Annotated in this window: 14 protein-coding genes; 2 read left to right on the forward strand and 12 right to left on the reverse strand. The window is 71.1% G+C overall.

Going from position 1 to position 14,675, the window contains the following annotated elements:
• Nucleotides 1-109: 109 nt before the first annotated feature.
• Nucleotides 110-1,561 carry an FG-GAP repeat domain-containing protein gene (locus AW272_RS06620; protein ID WP_066361838.1) on the forward strand — a complete coding sequence of 484 codons (1,452 nt, stop codon included), beginning with the start codon at nucleotides 110-112 and terminating at the stop codon, nucleotides 1,559-1,561.
• Nucleotides 1,562-1,623: 62 nt separating this feature from the next.
• On the opposite strand, the gene AW272_RS06625 is transcribed toward AW272_RS06620, so the two are convergent.
• Together AW272_RS06625 and AW272_RS06630 are read right to left on the reverse strand one after the other, a co-directional pair.
• A complete protein-coding gene (locus AW272_RS06625; RefSeq protein ID WP_083958071.1) occupies nucleotides 1,624-3,549 on the reverse strand; it encodes a CocE/NonD family hydrolase in 1,926 nt (641 codons plus the stop codon).
• Nucleotides 3,550-3,671: 122 nt separating this feature from the next.
• Nucleotides 3,672-4,409, reverse strand: coding sequence for an SDR family oxidoreductase (locus AW272_RS06630; RefSeq protein ID WP_066361839.1), 738 nt, complete (start codon nucleotides 4,407-4,409; stop codon nucleotides 3,672-3,674).
• 64 nt (nucleotides 4,410-4,473) lie between these two features.
• On the opposite strand from AW272_RS06630, the gene AW272_RS06635 reads away from it, so the two are divergent.
• Entirely contained in the window at nucleotides 4,474-4,833 is a 360-nt protein-coding gene (locus AW272_RS06635) for a winged helix-turn-helix transcriptional regulator (protein WP_245657215.1), read from the forward strand.
• Between the two features lie 63 nt (nucleotides 4,834-4,896).
• On the opposite strand, the gene AW272_RS06640 is transcribed toward AW272_RS06635, so the two are convergent.
• From AW272_RS06640 to AW272_RS06685, 10 genes are all read right to left on the reverse strand, one after another.
• Nucleotides 4,897-5,391: a dihydrodipicolinate synthase family protein gene (locus tag AW272_RS06640; RefSeq protein ID WP_066361841.1), complete on the reverse strand. Its 495-nt coding sequence runs from the start codon at nucleotides 5,389-5,391 to the stop codon at nucleotides 4,897-4,899.
• A gap of 32 nt (nucleotides 5,392-5,423) precedes the next feature.
• Nucleotides 5,424-6,599, reverse strand: coding sequence for an L-rhamnose isomerase (gene rhaI / locus AW272_RS06645; protein WP_245657216.1), 1,176 nt, complete (start codon nucleotides 6,597-6,599; stop codon nucleotides 5,424-5,426).
• A 64-nt stretch (nucleotides 6,600-6,663) separates the two neighbouring features.
• Entirely contained in the window at nucleotides 6,664-7,674 is a 1,011-nt protein-coding gene (locus AW272_RS06650) for an endonuclease/exonuclease/phosphatase family protein (RefSeq protein ID WP_066361845.1), read from the reverse strand.
• Entirely contained in the window at nucleotides 7,671-8,687 is a 1,017-nt protein-coding gene (locus AW272_RS06655) for a glycosyltransferase family 2 protein (RefSeq protein WP_066361847.1), read from the reverse strand. Before AW272_RS06655 ends, AW272_RS06650 begins: the two co-directional genes overlap by 4 nt.
• Before the next feature lie 5 nt (nucleotides 8,688-8,692).
• A complete protein-coding gene (locus tag AW272_RS06660; protein ID WP_083958073.1) occupies nucleotides 8,693-9,880 on the reverse strand; it encodes an endonuclease/exonuclease/phosphatase family protein in 1,188 nt (395 codons plus the stop codon).
• On the reverse strand, nucleotides 9,877-10,842 hold the full coding sequence (locus AW272_RS06665; protein WP_218010808.1) for a class I SAM-dependent methyltransferase: 966 nt from the start codon (nucleotides 10,840-10,842) through the stop codon (nucleotides 9,877-9,879). Before AW272_RS06665 ends, AW272_RS06660 begins: the two co-directional genes overlap by 4 nt.
• Nucleotides 10,839-11,774: a lysylphosphatidylglycerol synthase domain-containing protein gene (locus AW272_RS06670; RefSeq protein WP_066361849.1), complete on the reverse strand. Its 936-nt coding sequence runs from the start codon at nucleotides 11,772-11,774 to the stop codon at nucleotides 10,839-10,841. The genes AW272_RS06665 and AW272_RS06670 overlap by 4 nt, the downstream gene beginning before the upstream one ends.
• Nucleotides 11,771-12,775: a glycosyltransferase family 2 protein gene (locus AW272_RS06675; RefSeq protein ID WP_066361852.1), complete on the reverse strand. Its 1,005-nt coding sequence runs from the start codon at nucleotides 12,773-12,775 to the stop codon at nucleotides 11,771-11,773. The genes AW272_RS06670 and AW272_RS06675 overlap by 4 nt, the downstream gene beginning before the upstream one ends.
• A 3-nt stretch (nucleotides 12,776-12,778) precedes the next feature.
• Nucleotides 12,779-13,717: a glycosyltransferase family 2 protein gene (locus tag AW272_RS06680; RefSeq protein WP_157518412.1), complete on the reverse strand. Its 939-nt coding sequence runs from the start codon at nucleotides 13,715-13,717 to the stop codon at nucleotides 12,779-12,781.
• Nucleotides 13,714-14,661 (reverse strand): UbiA prenyltransferase family protein, encoded by a 948-nt coding sequence (locus AW272_RS06685; protein ID WP_083958075.1) that lies wholly within the window; start codon nucleotides 14,659-14,661, stop codon nucleotides 13,714-13,716. The genes AW272_RS06680 and AW272_RS06685 overlap by 4 nt, the downstream gene beginning before the upstream one ends.
• Nucleotides 14,662-14,675 lie beyond the last annotated feature (14 nt).

A 14,675-nucleotide genomic window follows, 5' to 3' on the forward strand; every position in this document is an offset into this window, starting at 1 on the left:
GCGAACAACGAGTCCCTCCTTTCCGGGTTCCCGCGAAGTTCCAGCGAAATTCCAGCGCCCGGCCCCACCCTCTCGGTGCACCACGCACGCCACGCACCGAAAGGACCTGATGTTGAGAATCCCCCGCCTCGTCTCCGCCGGTCTGGTGATCGTCGCCATGGTGGTGACCGGCACCCCGGCCCTGGCCGACTCCTCTCCGGGAGGCCAGATCACCCGCTCGGAAGTGCTCTCCCGGGCCCAGAACTGGGTCGACCGGGGCGTCAAGTACAACCAGTCCCGTGCACCGAGCACGCTCTACACCGATGTGGAGGGCGACAACGAATACGGCCCCGACTGCTCCGGCCTGGTCTCCATGGCCTGGCACATCACCGCGAACTCCGGCAAGGGCGGCCACAGCACCGACAACTTCGAGAGCTGGTCGGGCAAGATCTTCCTGGCGAGCCTGCACGACCTGAAGCCGGGCGACGCGATCCTCAAGAACGGGCACATGGAGCTGTTCGCCCGCTGGAAGAACGCCGGCGACCACAGTCAGGGTGCCTGGACCTACTCCCTGAACGGGACCGGCGACCCCGACGGGAACGGCTGGGAGATGGACTGGGCCAAGGGCCCGGCCGTCAACTCCCACGGGCGGCGCGGCGACGAGTCGTGGTCGAGCCTGCAGGACTACCGCCCGATCCGCTACAAGAACATCGTCGACGACCCGCCGCCGGCCACGCCGCGCGCCCGGCCGGGTGACTTCGACGGCGACGGCAGGTCCGATCGGGCGCTGTGGGATCCGTCCACCGGCAAGTGGTTCGTCGAGTTCAGCGCCACCGGCGTCCACCACGAGACCGCCCCGTGGGGCCAGGCGGGCGACGTCCCCGTGCCGGGCGACTACAACGGCGACGGCCAGGCCGACCGCGCGCTCTGGAGGCCCTCGACCGGGGTCTGGTATGTCACCTATTCCACCACCGGGCAGCAGGTCCAGCTGCCCAGCTGGGGCGTGAGCGGTCACGTCCCGGTCCCGGGCGACTACGACGGTGACGGCAGAGCTGATCGGGCGCTGTGGGATCAGTCCAACGGGAAGTGGTTCGTGGAGTTCAGCAACACCGGGACCCAGCACGAGACCGCACCCTGGGGCCAGACGGGCGACATCCCCGTGCCCGGCGACTACAACGGCGACGGCCAGGCCGACCGCGCGCTCTGGAGGCCCTCCACCGGGGTCTGGTACATCACCTACAGCGGCAGCGGGCAGCAGGCGCAGCTCCCGAGCTGGGGAGTGAGCGGTCACGTCCCGGTCCCAGGGGATTTCGACGGTGACGGCAGGTCCGACCGGACGTTGTGGGATCCGTCCAACGGGAAGTGGTTCGTGGAGTTCAGCGCCACCGGGACCCAGCACGAGACCGCGCCCTGGGGCCAGGCGGGCGACGTCCCCGTGCCCGGCGACTACAACGGCGACGGTCAGGCCGACCGCGTCGTCTGGAGGCCCTCGACCGGTGTCTGGTACGCGACCTACTCCTCCACCGGCCAGCAGGTCCAGCTCCCGAGCTGGGGGGTGAGCGGGCAGATCCCCGTGACCTGAGACATGGCAGGCCCGGCGGGATGTTTCCCGCCGGGCCAGTTCATGGGTGGTGTCTCAGGTGTTTACCAGAAACGGTTGTCCGCCTCGGGCCACGCGGGCTCGTCGGGGGCGACCCAAGGAGCGGCGCGGCGGGCGCGGACGTCGGCCTCGGTGATGGTCTCACCGGGGGCCAGGACGAGCGGGATGCGGACCCGGCTGCGCTGCAGGTCGACGGTCACCTTGGTACCGGTGGCCGGCTCGCCGCTGTAGGTCGAGTCGGTGCCGGCGATGACCAGGCCGATGCGGTGCCCGGCCTTGAAGGTGTAGTCCTGCGGCAGGGTCAGCCACTTGACCTCGCCGTACGAACCCACGGCGAGCGGGTCGGTCGTGCTGATCGAGTTGCGGTTGCTGGTGTCGATCCAACCGCGGGCGACGACCTCGACGGCCGCGGTGGCCATGTTGGTCTCGACGTCGAAGTAGCAGCCGTCGTCGGCCGCGGTGGACTCGCCGTAGCAGCTCTGCGTGGTCAGGTTGCGGATGCCCTGGTTGCTGCGCCAGGCGATCCGCTCGGCGGAGCCGAAGTCCACGAGCAGCGCGGTCAGGTTGGAGGCCGGCTTGTCGAGCTTCACCTGGAGGCTGACCTCGGGGGTGCCGGACAGCCGGATGTCCTTGGACAGCTCGCTGGTGGTGAAGGCGACGCGACCGGCGGCCGGGGTGGTGATGTTGGCGACCATCGCGTTCTCCGACTGACGGACGTCGGTGAAGGTCGCGGTCTCCCCGTTCTGGGCCTGGACGAGACCGAGGGTGCCGTCGGCGGCCGGGCGGAACAGGTGCGGCTGGGCGGCGGGCTCGGGCCAGTCGCGCAGCTGGATCCAGTCGGTGCGGCCGGTCTGCACGTCGGCGCGCGGCTGCTTCATGACGTCGTTCTTCACGCCGACCAGCCAGTAGTCGAACCAGGCGTGCAGGGTGTCGACCCAGCGGTCACGCTGGCCCTCGAAGTCGAACGGGTCGACGTGCTGGGTCTGGCCGACCCAGATCTTGCGCGGCACGCCGTTCTTGGCCAGGCCGTCCCACCAGACGGAGAAGTTGTCCGGCTTGACGTTCAGGTCGTTGACGGTGTGCACGACGAAGACCGAGGCCTTGACCTTGGAGACGTCGCCGAGGGTGCCGGCGTTGTAGTCGCGCTCGGCCCAGTAGGCGTTGTAGTTGCCCGTGTCGTCGCCGTCGTTCGCGTCGGCGTACGCGCGCACCGCGGCGCACTTCGCGTCCGGGTCCGTGTCGACGGCGTTGCCGAGGTACGACTGGTAGTTGAAGTTGTAGATCACGCCGTTCTGGCGCTGGTACTTGTACCAGGAGCTGATCGCCGAGATCGGGACGATGGTCTCCAGACCCTCGACACCGGTCGCCGCGACGCCGTTGGCCAGCGTGCCGTCGTACGACTTGCCGATCATGCCGGCCTTGCCGGTGCTCCAGTCGGCGAACGCCGGGGTGACGCCGTCGAGCTTGGTGGCGGTGGCGCGGCCGTTCAGCCAGTCGATGACGGCCTTGCCGCCCAGGATGTCGGCCTTGCCGCCGACGTCGGGGCAGCCGGTCGACTTGGTGGTGCCGATCATGTCGACGGCGAGGAAGGCGTAGCCGCGCGGCACGAAGTAGTTGTCGTACCAGAGCGGGAACTTGGCGAGGGTCCCGTCCGCGGCGTAGACCTTGCGCTCGGCCTCGTTGCCGCGGCCGGAGTTGTCGTAGTACGGGCTCTCGTCGATGATCGACGCGACCTTGAGGTTGGCGCCCGACTCCTTGGGACGGATGATGTCGACCCGCACGCGGTCGAGGATTCCGTCGGAGTCACTGTCGACGGTCGACTCGACGAGAACGGACTCGCGGATCGCGTCGGCGTACGAGAAAACGGGCTGGGTGCGCCCGTTCTCGACGGAAATGGCGGGGGCGGCACTCGCCTGAACCGGGGCGGCGAACGCCACCACCAGGCCCACGGCGACGAGAGCTGCTCGCATCGGTGGCACTAAGAGCCTCCAGAGACTCGGGAATTATCCCAAATCTCTATGAAAACTCCCATAACAGACAAGATCCGGTTACGCCTTTGACACCACCTCGTTCCTGATGTGTGACATGGCACTTAGCGCACGAACGGCCGGTCATAAGGCGCCGCGTCCCGGGCCGCCAGGACGTGCTCGGCCGCCGCCCCGACCGGCACCCGCAGCGGGATCTCGGACCGTTCCACCAGGTCAGCGAGGGCGCGGGCAACCTCTTCCGAGGTGATGAACGCGCTCTCCGGAAGGGCCTCCGGCGGGCCGTAAACGGGCGATCCATAGGTGAGGACGTCGTCCAGAGCCCCGGAACTGACCGGCCCCGGCTGCGCGAGGCTCACGTCGATGCCGAAACCGGCCACCTCGATCGCGAGGGTCTCGGCGAAGGCCTCCAGCGCCCACTTCGAGGCGTTGTAGGCGGCGCTCCCGGGCCGCACGGTCCGCCCGGCGACGCTGGAGACGTACAGCAGCCGGCCCTTGCCCCGCTCGCGCATCTGCGGGAGCACGGCCTGGGTGACGCGGACGGCCCCGACGGTGTTCAACCGATAGAGGCGCTCGATCTCGTCGGCCGGGCTGGCCTCGACCGGCGCGTAGAAGATCCCGCCGGCATTGGAGATCAGGACGTCGATCTCCCCGGCCTCCTTGACCGCCGCGTCGACGCTGGACTGATCGGTGACGTCGAGCCGGAGCCGCTGGTCGACGCCGAGACCGTCGAGCGTGCGCGGGTCACGTGCGGTGGCGACGACCCGGTGGCCGCGCCGGACGAGCTCGGCGGCGGTGGCCCGGCCGATCCCCGTGGACGTGCCGGTGATCAGGATCGAGGACATGGCTGTACTCCCTTCATTTGTCGGTTCGATTTTCGAACCCACTCATGCGAGTTACGATAGCAGAGTGAGTCAGAAAATCGAATCGACCAACCTCGGCGCTCCCCGCGTCTGCCCCATCGCCGACGCCCTCGACGTGGTCGGCGAACGGTGGAGCCTGCTGGTCCTGAGGGAGCTGGGGTTCGGCGTCCACCGCTTCAAGGACATCCAGATCAACACCGGCGCGCCCCGCGAGACCCTGGCGCTGCGGCTGCGCAAGCTGGAGGAGTGCGGCGTGATCGAACGCCGCCGCTACCACGACCACCCGCCGCGCGACGAATACGTGCTCACCGCCCGGGGGCGGGAGCTCGGACCGGTGCTCACCGCGCTGCGGGAGTGGGGCGAGCGGATCAGTGGTGGCGCGGCAGAGCGCGGGCCAGCCGCCTGAGCACGGCCTCGTCCGGCGGCAGCCGGGCGCGGAACGCGGCCAGCCGCTCGGGTGACTCCCCGCTCACCTTCGCCCCACCACGTTGGGCAGCCCGGCGAGCCGCGCGAGCAGTTCCTCGTCGACGGCCACGCCGGTGCGGGCCTCGAAGAGGTAGACGAACACGTCCAGCCCGCCGGCCTCGGCGGTGACCTCACGGAAGAACGCGAACACCTCCTCGGGCGGGGCCGGCAGATAGTAGGGCGTGAGCACGGCGATCTCGCGGGCGCCGGCGGCGCGGGCCCCGGCGATGAGCTGGGAGACCTCGAACCGGCTGCTGGCCCCCACGTGGACGATCACCCGCAGGTCGCGCAGCACCTCCACCGCGAGCGCCGCGACCGCGTTCCGCTCGGGGATCGAGAGGGCGGGAAACTCCCCCGTCGTGCCGAGGACGAACGCGCCCTGGACCCCGGAGTCCGCGACGTACCGGAAGATCTCCGCGGTCCCGGCGAGGTCGAGCGCGCCGTCGTCGGCGAACGACACGGGAACGGCGGTGATGATGTCATGCGGTTGTCTGTGCACCGGCCCGTTCTACCAGGCGGAAGGCGCGTATTTCAGGCGCCCCACCCGGCCTGGTGGCCGCCGACGCGCTCGGCCACGATCCGCTCGGCGTAGCCGGAGGCCGCGTAGGCGGCCATGGGGTTCGGGGCCAGCCCCGACTCCTCGCGGAACCCGGCCAGGAGGGGGCGGACATCGGTGTTGTACGCGTCCATGAACACCCCGTTCGCTCCCAGCACGTCACCCGCGCGCTGCGCGGCGGCCAGGGCCTCGCGGTCGACGAGCAGCGCCTTCGCGGTCGCCTCCTGGACGTTCATGACCGAGCGGATCTGGCCGGGGATCTTCGGCTCGATGTTGTGACACTGGTCGAGCATGAAGGCCACGTCCTGGTCGAGGCCGTCGGCCCTGATGACCTCGTACATGATCCTGAAGAGCTGGAACGGATCGGCCGCGCCGACCATCAGGTCGTCGTCGGCGTAGAAGCGGGAGTTGAAGTCGAACCCGCCGAGCTTCCCCTCGCGCAGCAGGAACGCCACGATGAACTCGATGTTCGTGCCCGGCGCGTGGTGGCCGGTGTCGACCACCACTTGGGCCTTGCGCCCGAGCCGCAGGCAGTGGGCGTAGGCGGTGCCCCAGTCGGGCACGTCGGTGACGTAGAAGGCCGGCTCGAACAGCTTGTACTCCAGCACCAGCCGCTGCCCCTCCCCCAGCCGCGCGTAGACGGCGTCGAGGGCCTCGGCCAGCCGGTCCTGCCGGTCGCGGATGTCGTCTTGGCCCGGGTAGTTGGTGCCGTCGGAGAACCAGAGTTTCAGCACGTCGGAGCCGGTGGCGTCCATGATGTCGACGCACTCGAGCAGGTGCCGGAGCGCCTTGCGGCGGACCGCGGGGTCGGGGTTGGTGACGCTGCCGAGCATGTAGTCGTCGTCCTGGAAGACGTTGCTGTTGATCGCCCCGATCGCGACGCCGTGTTCACGGGCGTGGTGCGAAAGGTCTCCGTACGAGTCCACCCGGTCCCACGGGATGTGCAGCGCGACCGTCGGGGCCGCGCCGGTGAACCGGTGCACCTGGGCGGCGTCGGCGATCTTCTCGTAAGGATCGCGGGGCACCCCCTTCTGGGCGAACACCTTGAATCGGGTGCCGGAGTTGCCGAAGGCCCAAGAAGGCGTCTCAATGCGCAGCGCTCGGAGCCCAGCCTTCACCACGTCGACCACCTCGTCATAAAAACGTTTCAATCTTCGGAGAGCGTAAGACAGCCCCGCAAGGCCGTCAACGTTGCCGAGGGCAGGTTGCCACGTTTTAATCCGCCTGGACCAGGCTGACCACCGCCGACTGGGCGCGGTGGTCGGACTGCCCGCGAGGGTCGCGCAGGTCGTAGGCGTGGATCTCCAGCCCGTCGGTGAACGTCCAGTCGAGTTGCCAGAGCGGGAGCACACCGGCGTACCAGGACGTTGGATAGAGCGAGTCGTCGGCCGCGTTCGCACTGGCCATGCGGTCGAACAGGGGGCGCATCTCCCCCATCGCGCCGGTGCTGTTGAAGTCGCCGCTGACCAGGGCGGCGTGGGGGTTCGCGTCGAGGTCGGCGTGCAGGCCGCGGAACTGGGCGTCCCGGTGTGAACTGCGGCTGCGCAGTCCGGCGAAGGGGTTCACGTTCAGCACCGCCTGCACGGGGATGTGGACGTTGTAGACCGACAGGGTCGAGGCGCCGATCAGCAGGTCGGTACGGAGGATCTTGGCCAGGTCGAAGGCCTCCTGCCACGACGGCCGGGGGCCCAGGGCGGTCGCCGGGCCGACCCGCCGGGTGGCCGTGATCGGGAATCGGGACAGCGTGAGGAGTTCGCCCTCGGCGGCGACGTGGTAGCCGGGGAACTCGCGCCGCAGCCGGGGCAGGTCGTCGACCGGCTCGGGCCGGCCGGCCACCCAGCCCATGTACTCCTGCAGCACGTAGACGTCGGCGCGCTGATCTTTGAGGAAGCGGTAGAACGCGCCGGGGTCGTCGTCCTGGTGCCAGTATTCGGTGTTCCAGGAGAACACCCGCACCGCCCCGGCCGAAGGCGGCTGGTCGGCGGCCCCCACGTTGAGGCCGCCGTGACCGGCTCCCAGAAGGAGCGACCCGGCGGCCAGGATCGTGGTGGTCCGGCGGAACCGGCCGGCCACGACGAGCAGCACCGGCGCGGCGAGGTAGATCACCGGCGGCACCATGTCGGGGATCAGCCAGAGCCAGAAGCGGCCCGACAGCAGGCGCTGCAGGATCACGAATCCCAGCCAGGCCGCCGCCGCGATCGGAACCAGACGGCCCGCGAGGGTCAACGGGTCAGCTCGGGGGTGCTCGATTCGTACAGTCTGCGGAATCTCGGGGAGATCAGCCACTGGGCCGCGCCGGTCGCGACGCCCGCGATGATGACCAGGCTGACCACGAAGTGCACCGCGACGAAGTACGCGCCGAACAGCGGGCACTTGCGGGCGAACACGAACCGGAACATGCCGAGGTCGCCGAGCGCCCACGCGGCCAGCAGCAGCGCGGGCAGCACCGCCGCGACCGGGCCCAGCAGGAACGGCGCGGGGAGGGCGAGCACCGTCAGCAGCGCGGCCAGCGACGCCCAGGCCCGGGAGGCGGTCTCGTAGCCCTGCGCGAAGCGGCGTTTGCGCGCGTAGAGGGGAACGCGCAGGCGGCCGCGCTGGAACAGCTTGCGCAGCAGCGTCGGCAGTTCGCGGTCGTGTCCCATCCGGCCGTGGATCGCGCGGGTGATCCGCACCCGGTGACGCTCGCTGAGCCGCTGACCGTAGTCGACCTCCTCGGTGTAGCGCAGGCCGGGGTTGAACGGGCCGGTCTCGCGGAACACCGAGGCGCGGATGGCGAACATCGCCGACCACAGGAAGGACACCTCCCCCTCGGACGCGACCGACCAGTAGTGGTGCTGGTGGGCGCGGTAGTCCTCGGTGCGGGTGGAGCGGATCAGCGGGTCGGGGTCCTCGATGCCGCAGACCGCGCCGAGCGACGGGTCGGCGTCGAGCAGGGCGACGCCGGTGGCGACCGCGTCGGGGGCCAGGGCGACGTCGGAGTCCACGAAGAACAGGATCTCACCGCTCGCCCATGCCGCGCCCAGGTTGCGGGCGACGGCGGGGCCGCTGTTGCCGGGGGTGCTGATCACCTCCACGCCCAGCGACGCCGCGACGGCGGCCGAGTCGTCGGTGCTGCAGTCGTCCACGACGACGATCTCCAGCGGGGTGTGGGTCTGGGCCTGGATCGCCGCCAGGCACAGCGGCAGGAACCGGGCGTGGTTGTAGGTCGGGACGATGACGGTGACCAAAGGGGGTCGCATCGCGGTCAAGCCTCCGAGATGAGCAGTTCTTGCAGGTGGTGGGTGGACAGGCCGTCCGGTGAGCGCAGGTCGTAGCGGTGCACGGTCAGGCCCGGCGAGGTGAAGGTCCAGTCCATCCGCCACAGGCGGAGCCCGGCGAAGGACAGGGTCGCCGGGTAGTGCGGACCTTCGGCCGCCGCAAGGTGGTCCAGGCGGCGCAGGTGGCCCATGCCGGGCAGCGCGTTGAAGTTGCCGGAGGCCAGGATCGGGTTCGGGTTGGCGTCGACGTCGTCGGCGAGCGCGTCGATCTGGACCTGCCGGGCGGCGTCGAGTGTCTGGATCGCCTGGTAGAAGCGCGGGGACAGCGGGCTCGCGCTCAGGTAGAGCATGTCGAACAGGTGCACGTTGTAGACCGAGACGGTCCGCCCGCCGATGTCGAGGTCGGTGCGCAGCGCCGCGTGCCGCCAGTTCGGCGCGTACGGGTTGTGGGCCGCGCCCACCGGTTTCTGGCCGACCACCGGGAAGCGGGAGACGGTGAGGAGCCCGTCGAGTGCGGTGATCTCGTGGCCGGGGAACTCGCGCCGCAGCAGGTCGGCGTCGTCGATGGGGGTGGGCGCGCCCGGCCCGCAGCCCGAGTGCTCCTGGAGGAGGTAGAGGTCGGCCCGCCGGTCCTTGAGATACCGGAAGAAACGGGCGGCGTCGTCGTCGGTGTTCCAGCAGTAGGTGTCCCAGGAGACGACCCGCACCGCGCCGGCCGGCGCCGGACCGCCGCCCCCGCCGAGGTGCACGCCCGCCTGGGTCGCGCCCAGCGCCAGGGCCGCCGTGGCGAGCCCCGCCGTCCACCACCGTGTCCTGGCGACGAACGGCACGGCGGCCAGCAGGGCCAGCGGCGTCACCAGGAACAGCAGGGGCGGGATCACCAGGTCAGGCAGGACCCACAGCCAGGTCCGCCCGCTGAACACCCGCCGCGCCGCGATGAGCGCGAACGCCGCCGCCGCCAGGCTGACCGCCGCCCGGTCGAGCCGCGCGGGCACCCTGCGGCGCAGCGCCAGCATCGGCACGGACGCGACCACCAGCAGCGGGACGGCGAAGAAGGCCACCAGCGGCGCCCCGCCGCCCCACCACCAGAAGTCCCCGCTCAGCCAGTTGACGACGGTGACCGTCAGCCAGACCGCCGCCGCGCCGACCAGCGCCCACCGGAGGATCCGGATCATGCCGGCCGGAACCAGAACGACGCGGGCAGGTAGTGCTCGGTGACGGAGAGCCGCTCCCACAGAGGCCGCAGCGGATCCCGCAACGCCGGGTCGGCGTGGATGAACGCGCTGGGGAGCTCGATGTCATACCTGGCCGGATCGCCCAGCAGGAAGGCGGCCAGCAGGTACTGCTCGGAGTAGTGCCGCCAGCGCCACTCCGGCGGGTAGTCGAAGGGCAGCATGATGTCGTGCAGGTGCACCAGGACGCCGGGCGGCAGCAGCGGCAGCACCTCGAAGAAGAACACGGTGACGTCGGAGCCCATCAGGACCCGGTGCGAACCGTCCAGGAACACGATGTCGCCGGGCTCCAGATCGGCGAAGATCCCCAGGTCGGCGCGTTCGAGCGGGCTGCGGACGGTGACGTCGCAGAGCGCGTCGACGTGCGCGCGGGGCGCCGGGTCGATCGAGGTGACGGTGGTGCGCAGGCCATGGTCCCGGATGGCCCGCCGGGCGAACTTGGTGGAGTTGCCGGAGCCGATCTCGACGTACCGGCGGGGGTTGTTCTCGACGAGCAGGCCGTAGAGCCCGAGCGCGTCCAGCGGCGGCAGCCACCCGTTGTCCCAGTAGGGCGTGGTGCCCTTCGGGCTGTCGCGCAGGGGGATCTCGGCCAGGCTGTCCGCGAGCTTCGCGAAACGGCCGAGCCGGTCGGCGTAGCGGGACCGGTTCCGCTCCACCAGGGCGGTCATCTCCGGGTGCGCCGGTTTGCCGTGGCCGAAGCGCGGCTCCGGGTCGATCGGGTGGTCGATGAAGATGGGGCGGCGCAGCCCGAACGCCGACAGGACCGCGCCGTGCACGGACGGATGCCGTTCCAGCCACGCGAACGGCCGATCGGCGAACGGCACGGCGCTGAGCGCGCGCATCAGCGCCCCGGACACCGGTCCGGCGGGGACCTGGCGGGTCAGGTGCCGAAGCTGTGACGTCATGAGGCCACTCCTTGCGTGAGGGGGGCGATACGGGTCAGTACCGCGAGCACGACGGCGGTCGACACGACGTCGACGACGGTGATCAGGACGCGGCTCAGCGCGACCAGGGTGATCAGGGCGGGCCCGGTCAGCAGGGTGGCGAGGGTGAGCCCGAGCACGACCTCGCGCGGGCCGAGCCCGGAGGGCATCACCAGCGTGAAGATCCCGGCCACGGTGGAGAGCGCGAACCCGCCGATCCCCACCGACAGCGCCCCGGCGGGCGAGGCGCCGAGCGCGACGGCGAGCACGCTGACGTGCAGCCCGCTGATCAGCCAGCCGGTGGTCAGCAATCCGGTGACGGCGAGCAGCGTCCGCCGCCCCGGCAGCGTGATAGGGCCGTCCCCGCCCCGGCGCAGGATCCGCTGGGCCGCCCCGAGCAGCCGTCCCAGCGATCGGGGCGCCACCACGGGGAGGAACGCCGCGACCAGGAGCGGCAGCAGCGCCCACCAGATCGCGTCGGCGGCCACCAGCCAGGGCAGCGCGATCAGGCCGACCGCCAGCCCGGCCACCACGCCGAGACCCTGGGTGGCCACGAACGCCCCGGCCAGCCTGGCGGCGGGTTCGCCGAGCGGGCGCGCCATCGCGGCGTGCGCGACGGCGGGCCAGATACCGCCGGGGAGATAGCGGGTGATGCCGGCCAGGAAGAAGACGCGGGCCGCGACCGGCAGGGTCAGCCGGGTGCCCAGGCCCGCGAGCAGCAGACGCCAGCCGAAGAACCCGGGGATCCCGCCGATGGACGCCAGGGCGCCCGCCAGGATCGCGTTGCCCCAGCCGACCTGACGCAGGCTGTCGCCGACGCCGTGCCTCACCCGCCAGAGCTGGTAACCCAGGAAGGCGAGCACGAGCACGATCGCGGCCGTCCGCAGCACCGTGAAGACGCGCCGCCGGGTCACGCGGGCACCCGGTCGTACAGGCGGCGGAAGGAGCGGGAGGTCAGCCACTGGAGGATGCCGGTGCCCGCGCCGGCAGCGATGGTCAGGTTGATCACGAAGTGCAGCGCGACGAAGACCAGGGTGAAGGCGACGCCCCGGCTGGCCAGCACGTACCGGTACATCCGGCGGTCGACGCCGAGGAACGACAGGAACAGCAGCACAGGGAGCACGGCCGTCCAGGACAGGCCGGTGAGCAGCGGCACCGGCAGGGTGGCGGCGGTCAGTGCGGCGGCCAGGCTGGCGCCCGACTCCGGCGACCCGATCACCCCGGCCGCGTAGCGGCGTTGCAGGAAGAACGGCACGTGCACCCGGGTGCGGGTGAAGACCTTCCCCATCGCGATCCGCAACGTGGCGTCGTCGTCGTGCCGCCCGCGCACGGCCGAGGTGAGGATCACCTTGTACCGGGCGGCGAGGCGTTCGCCCACGTCCGCGCCCTCCGACTGGGTCAGCGCGGCGGTCCACGGCCCGACCTCGGCCCACACGGCGGCGGGCACGGCGATGATCGCGACCGGCAGGAACCCGGTGATCGGGCCCTCTGCGACCAGATACCAGTAGTGCCGGTAGAGGGTGCGGTACTCGCGGATCAGGTTGCCCCGGTGCAGCGGGACGGCCTCGTAGTTGCCGCAGACCGCCCCCACCTCGGGGTCGGCGGCGAGCAGGGCGACCGCCTCGGCGACCGCGTCCGGGGCCAGCGCCACGTCGGAGTCGAGGAAGAACAGCACCTCGCCCCGGGCGTGCTCGACGCCGAGGTTGCGGGCGACCGACACTCCCCCGTTCCTGGACGTGCTGAGCGGCTCCACCCCCATCGATCGGGCGACGGCCACGGAGTCGTCGGTGCTGCAGTCGTCCACCAGGACGATCTCCACGTTCGGATACGTCTGCGCCCTGACCGACTCCAGGCACTGCCCGAGCACGTAGCCGTAGTTGTAGTTGGGGATGATCACGGAGACCAGCGGTCTCATCGTTCACCAGCCTTTCGCGAGCGAGCGGGCCCATCCGGTGACGGCCCCGGTGAGCAGGGCCGTGTGGGTGAGGAAGTGCACCGCGAGGAAGAAGAGCAGGAAGGCGGGCCCGCGCTCGCGCAGCACGAACCGGGCCAGCGGCGGATCGGCGAGCGCGAACATCAGGAAGAAGCAGGCGGCCACCGGCGGGACCGGGAGCGTGGCCAGGGTGAGCGCGGCGGCCACCACCCCGCCTGCCCGGTTGACCACGAGCGCGTCCCTGCGCATCCGGTTGCGGGCGGAGAACCGGAGGAACCGCGCCCGCCGATACTGCTCGCCGAGCAGCGGCAGCAGCCGGTCGGCCTCGTCGTGCCGGCCGGAGATCTCACCGGAGAGCCGGATGCGATGGTGCACCAGCAGGCGTTCGCTGTACTCGTCGTCCTCGGCGGCGCGCAGGTTGACGTCGAACGGCCCGACCTGCTCGAACACCCGCCGTGGCAGCGCGGCCAGGGCGAAGACCGCCGTCGAGGTGAGCCCCGCGCCCCGGCTGAGGGCATGGTGCAGGTGGAGGGTGCGGTAGACCTCGACGGGGCCGTCGTCGATGAGGGGCTCGCTGTCGTACACGCCGTAGACGCAGCCGCAGCCCGGGTCGGCGGCGAGCAGGCGCACGGCGGCAGCCACCGCGTCGGGCGACAGACCCACGTCGGAGTCGAGGAAGAACAGGACCTCGCCGCCGCTCACCGCGGCACCGGCGTTGCGGGCCGACGACACCCCTTGGTTGTACGGCTGTGCGACCACCCTGACCGGGAACTCGGCGGCGATGGCCCGGGTGTCGTCGGTGCTGGCGTCGTCCACGACGATCACTTCGATGGGACGGTGAGTCTGCGCCAGCGCCCCCGCCAAGCAGAGGCGGAGGGTCTTGGCCGCGTTGTACGCCGGGATGACGATCGACACGAGGGTCATCGCGCCTCCCGCAGGAGGGCTGCGGCCAGCGCGGGGTTCCGGGCGAGCACCAGCGCCGTCCCGACCAGGAGCGCCAGCCCCAGCCCGGTGACGGCGAGCCCCCGGTCCCTGAGCAGGCCCCTGACGGGATCACCGCCGCCGCCCTCGACCAGCACCACCTGCAGGTAGCGGAAGAGCGCGAACAGGGCGAACGGCGTGGCGAGCATCATCACCACCGGCGCGTACGGCCCGAGCGGCGCCTCCGTGCGCAGGTAGAGCAGCCCGGCGACGGCCGACAGCACCGCCGCGAGCTGGAGCAGATGGCCGGTCAGCTCCACCGAGTACCCGCGCAGCGCGGGCCGGTGCTCCGGACCGCTCTCCAGCAGCTCCCGGCGGCGTTTCCCGACGATCAGCAGCAGCGACAGCGAGAACACCGTCACCACCAGCCAGCCGGAGACCGGCTCCCCGATCGCGGCGTACCCCTGCACGACCCGCAGCGCGAACCCGAGCGCGACCGCGCCCACGTCGATCAGCGGCACGTGTTTCAGCCGCCGGCTGTAGGCCACGTTGAGCACCACATAGGCCAGCAGTGGCCAGTACGGACGGCCGGGCCCCGCCGCGATCAGCAGCCCGAGCAGCACCAGCAGCCCGGTGCGGAGCAGAAGGGCGGTCCGCACCGAGATCCGCCCGGCGGCGATCGGCCGGTCGCGCTTGCCGGGATGCAGCCGGTCCCGGTGCCGGTCGGCGAGGTCGTTGCCGATGTAGACGCAGGCCCCGGCCAGGATGAACCCCGCGACCGCCCAGCCGATCTGGCCGAGGGCGCCGAGCGTCCAGCGGCCGGTGTCCAGCAGGGGCAGCGGCACGAGCAGCAGGGCCTTGGCGCTGTGGTGCGGCCGGATCAGCGCCAGCAGGTCTCTGAACTGGCCCGGCCGGGCCGGCGCCACGGTGGGTTCGATGACGCGCATACGCACCTCCCGTC

Origin of the sequence: Herbidospora mongoliensis (assembly GCF_001570545.1) — a bacterium.
Classification (GTDB): Bacteria; Actinomycetota; Actinomycetes; order Streptosporangiales; family Streptosporangiaceae; genus Herbidospora; species Herbidospora mongoliensis.

Excerpts from the sequence above, each read along its gene's own strand:
- AW272_RS06620 (WP_066361838.1), top strand. The coding sequence starts at position 110 with ATGTTGAGAATCCCCCGCCTCGTCTCCGCCGGTCTGGTGATCGTCGCC.
- AW272_RS06625 (WP_083958071.1), bottom strand. The coding sequence starts at position 3,549 with ATGCGAGCAGCTCTCGTCGCCGTGGGCCTGGTGGTGGCGTTCGCCGCC.
- AW272_RS06630 (WP_066361839.1), bottom strand. The coding sequence starts at position 4,409 with ATGTCCTCGATCCTGATCACCGGCACGTCCACGGGGATCGGCCGGGCC.
- AW272_RS06655 (WP_066361847.1), bottom strand. The coding sequence starts at position 8,687 with ATGCGACCCCCTTTGGTCACCGTCATCGTCCCGACCTACAACCACGCC.
- AW272_RS06660 (WP_083958073.1), bottom strand. The coding sequence starts at position 9,880 with ATGATCCGGATCCTCCGGTGGGCGCTGGTCGGCGCGGCGGCGGTCTGG.
- AW272_RS06665 (WP_218010808.1), bottom strand. The coding sequence starts at position 10,842 with ATGACGTCACAGCTTCGGCACCTGACCCGCCAGGTCCCCGCCGGACCG.
- AW272_RS06675 (WP_066361852.1), bottom strand. The coding sequence starts at position 12,775 with ATGAGACCGCTGGTCTCCGTGATCATCCCCAACTACAACTACGGCTAC.
- AW272_RS06680 (WP_157518412.1), bottom strand. The coding sequence starts at position 13,717 with ATGACCCTCGTGTCGATCGTCATCCCGGCGTACAACGCGGCCAAGACC.
- AW272_RS06685 (WP_083958075.1), bottom strand. The coding sequence starts at position 14,661 with ATGCGCGTCATCGAACCCACCGTGGCGCCGGCCCGGCCGGGCCAGTTC.